Genomic DNA, 2,995 nt, shown 5'->3' on the forward strand with positions numbered 1-2,995 from the left:
CAAAGTGTATCACTTTGAACTGGATGAATTCCGCCGTCATTGTTTGTTAAACGGTTTGGATAATATCGGTTTAACGCTTCAACACGAAGACGCCATCGCCGAATACGAAAGTAAAATTCCGGCGTTTTTGCGCTAACTCGAGAACTGATACGCCTCCAATGCGGTTAAGAATTCCTGATTCTAGCCGCATTTTTTCTGGATTCATGTATAGCGTTTGACAGGCTATAACCTTGCCCATATCATCTCCCGCGATTTATTTCAGAATTCCCAAGGAACACGCAATGATTGCATACACCTTTTTAGCATTATTCACGCTTGCCGCGATGATTTTCATTATTAATTCGCATTACCGTTGGACATACTTTTTTTCGATTGCACTTTTCGTTTTTTTCTTCAGTGGAATGCTAGCTATTTCCGGTCAATGGCAACGCGCGCTGAATTTCGCTTCCGTGTTGTTTGTGGCACTGATGCTATTTCATCGTTTAAAAATTCATTATTACAAACAACCATTGCTGATTTCTGATTTTTTTCTCGTGGTTGATTGGCGTAATTGGGAAACTTTAATGCATTATAAAGGCGCGCTCGGTGGCGTTATCGGCTTGCTTGCGTTACTCGGCTACGCGATTTTTGGTTGGTCGTCTGCCGAGCCGCTTGACGCCGTCGTACGGGCTTTCAATGCGGTGCTATTTTTGATCAGCGGCGCTTTGATGTGGCATTACTCGAAAAATCCGAATGCCGTGCAAGTTTGGCTTGATTCGCTACCGGACGACGGGCGCGACGTGTTCTTAAATTTACCGATGTCCTGTCGCGGTATTTTCTTTAAGGTGCCGCAATTTCCCGGTGATGGCGAAAAATTTGCTGCCCGAATGAACGCGCAGTGCTCAAATCCGACCGCATTGAACGCTGAAATTAAGCCGGATATCGTCGTTGCACTTTTGGAATCTACCCTCAATCCGCATCAATTCGCCTTTACCAAACAGAACATCCCGCCGTTGCCGATGTTTGAACGCCAAAATGATACCGTATTTATCTCTCCATTACGCGTACATACCTTTGCCGGTGCAACATGGCGTTCGGAGTTCGCCTTTCTCGCCGGACTTCCGCCGACGGATTACGGCGCCTTGGCTAACGGTGTGTTTTATTCCGTAGTGCCGCACTTACAATCGGGCTTAATCAAAAATTTACGTGCGCAAGGTTATTTCTGTGTGGCACTCTCGCCGTTCACCAAAGGTAACTACAACGCTAAATCCGCCTATGATCATTTTGCCTTCGATTTGATGTTGCAACCGCAAGACTTAGGCTATCCGGCGCCCTTTAGCAAAAACTTGTGGACGATCAGCAGCGAGGAAATGATGGCTTACACCCGTATGATTTTAGAAAAAAAACATCCCGCACTGGAAAACCTCAATCAACCGTTGTTCGTTTACGTGCTCACCATGCGCGAACACGGTCCCTATAATTTAGAGATGGAAAATATCTATGGGCTCGAAATGCCTGCTCTTGGCGCCAAAAGTATTTCGTCGTTAAACGATTACACGCAACGCATCGTGGCGTTAAACGATGCCGTTGAAAGTATGGGGCAGTATTTGCACGAACGCGGCAAACCGTTTGTATTCGGTTATTTCGGTGATCATCAAGTGGCATTTGATAATCAAATACCGGCGAAAAAAGGTGATTTCCCTTCTCCGGACTGTATTACGCAACTTATAGTAAGAAGCAATTGCGCAAAACAATTTGAGCAAACGCAAGATTTCTTAGATTTGGCCTTTGCCGGCGGTTTAATAATGGAAATTGCAGGACTGCAAGCAAAAGACGATTTTATGAAAGCTAATCAAGCGATGCGCAAACTTAGCGATGGCAGATTGGAAGATGCGGCGGATAAGCAATTAGTGAACGATTACCGCAGTTATCTCTATCAAATTTTAAAGATTGCACAATAATTCGGCGTGATGTAGCAAATGATTGAAACTATCCGAGTGGAGCATGAGTTTGTGTTATCAAATAGCACCGCATTGGAGCCGGCTTTAATGCGGTGCTATTGGGTGAGGTGATTTCAGCTTTGTGCAACGGCTAGATTATTTCGTGATAATGTAAAATTTTTGTAAAAACTATCGGATTATTATTTAAATTTGACTACAATAACCGTGAGTTTTTTCAAAAATAAGGAGCTTATATGAAAACGAAAACTCTTTTGGCATTAGCGGTAAGTACCGTTTGCGCGGTAAGCGTGGTAAACGCGCAAGAGGCGATGAAACCGGCCACAAAATCTATTGAAGTGAAAGTGCAACAACTTGATCCGGTTAACGGTGACAAAGATGTAGGTACGGTTACCATCACTGAATCTAACTACGGCTTAGTTTTCACACCGAATTTAAAAGGTTTGTCTGAAGGTTTACACGGTTTCCACATTCACCAAAACCCAAGCTGCGAACCGAAAGAAAAAGACGGTAAACTCACCGCAGGTTTAGGCGCCGGCGGTCATTGGGATCCGAAAGATACCAAACAACACGGCTATCCATGGCAAGATGACGCCCATTTAGGCGACTTACCGGCACTTACCGTATTACACGATGGCACAGCCACTAACCCGGTATTAGCACCGCGTATCAAACATTTAGATGAAGTACGTGGTCATTCCATCATGATTCACGTCGGTGGCGACAATCACTCCGATCATCCGGCACCACTTGGCGGTGGCGGTGCACGTATGGCGTGTGGCGTGATTAAATAAACTGATTTTTAGAAACAAAAGTGTGGTTACAAAAATATTGTTTTTTGACCGCACTTTTTATTTACTGAATAACTTTACTAATTTAGATCTTTTACTTATTTTTTAACGCTGATTTAATCAACATTTGAGTTCCAAACCATCCCCAATAAATGCGGTGATTAACAATCAACCCATCACGGATTTCCATTAGTTCAAGAATATCAACCTGCTCTCCATCCGGAGTTTGGCGAGGATATTCCCACACCAAAACATCTCCTGTAATGA

At 43.8% G+C, this 2,995-nt stretch carries 2 protein-coding genes and 1 pseudogene; all 3 read left to right on the forward strand.

Annotated features, from left to right (window positions below):
* A pseudogene (gene leuD / locus ACO59Y_RS06685) lies at positions 1-136 on the forward strand (3-isopropylmalate dehydratase small subunit); the annotation flags it as partial.
* Between the two features lie 145 nt (positions 137-281).
* Complete coding sequence (locus ACO59Y_RS06690) at positions 282-1,940, forward strand: LTA synthase family protein (protein ID WP_486131768.1); 1,659 nt, start codon at positions 282-284, stop codon at positions 1,938-1,940.
* A gap of 233 nt (positions 1,941-2,173) precedes the next feature.
* Entirely contained in the window at positions 2,174-2,731 is a 558-nt protein-coding gene (gene sodC / locus ACO59Y_RS06695) for a superoxide dismutase [Cu-Zn] SodC (protein ID WP_486131770.1), read from the forward strand.
* Positions 2,732-2,995: the final 264 nt, after the last annotated feature.

This window comes from Rodentibacter sp., from assembly GCF_057314195.1.

Bases quoted from the DNA above. Each gene is read 5' to 3' on its own strand.
- ACO59Y_RS06690 (WP_486131768.1), top strand. From the start codon at position 282: ATGATTGCATACACCTTTTTAGCATTATTCACGCTTGCCGCGATGATT.
- sodC (WP_486131770.1), top strand. From the start codon at position 2,174: ATGAAAACGAAAACTCTTTTGGCATTAGCGGTAAGTACCGTTTGCGCG.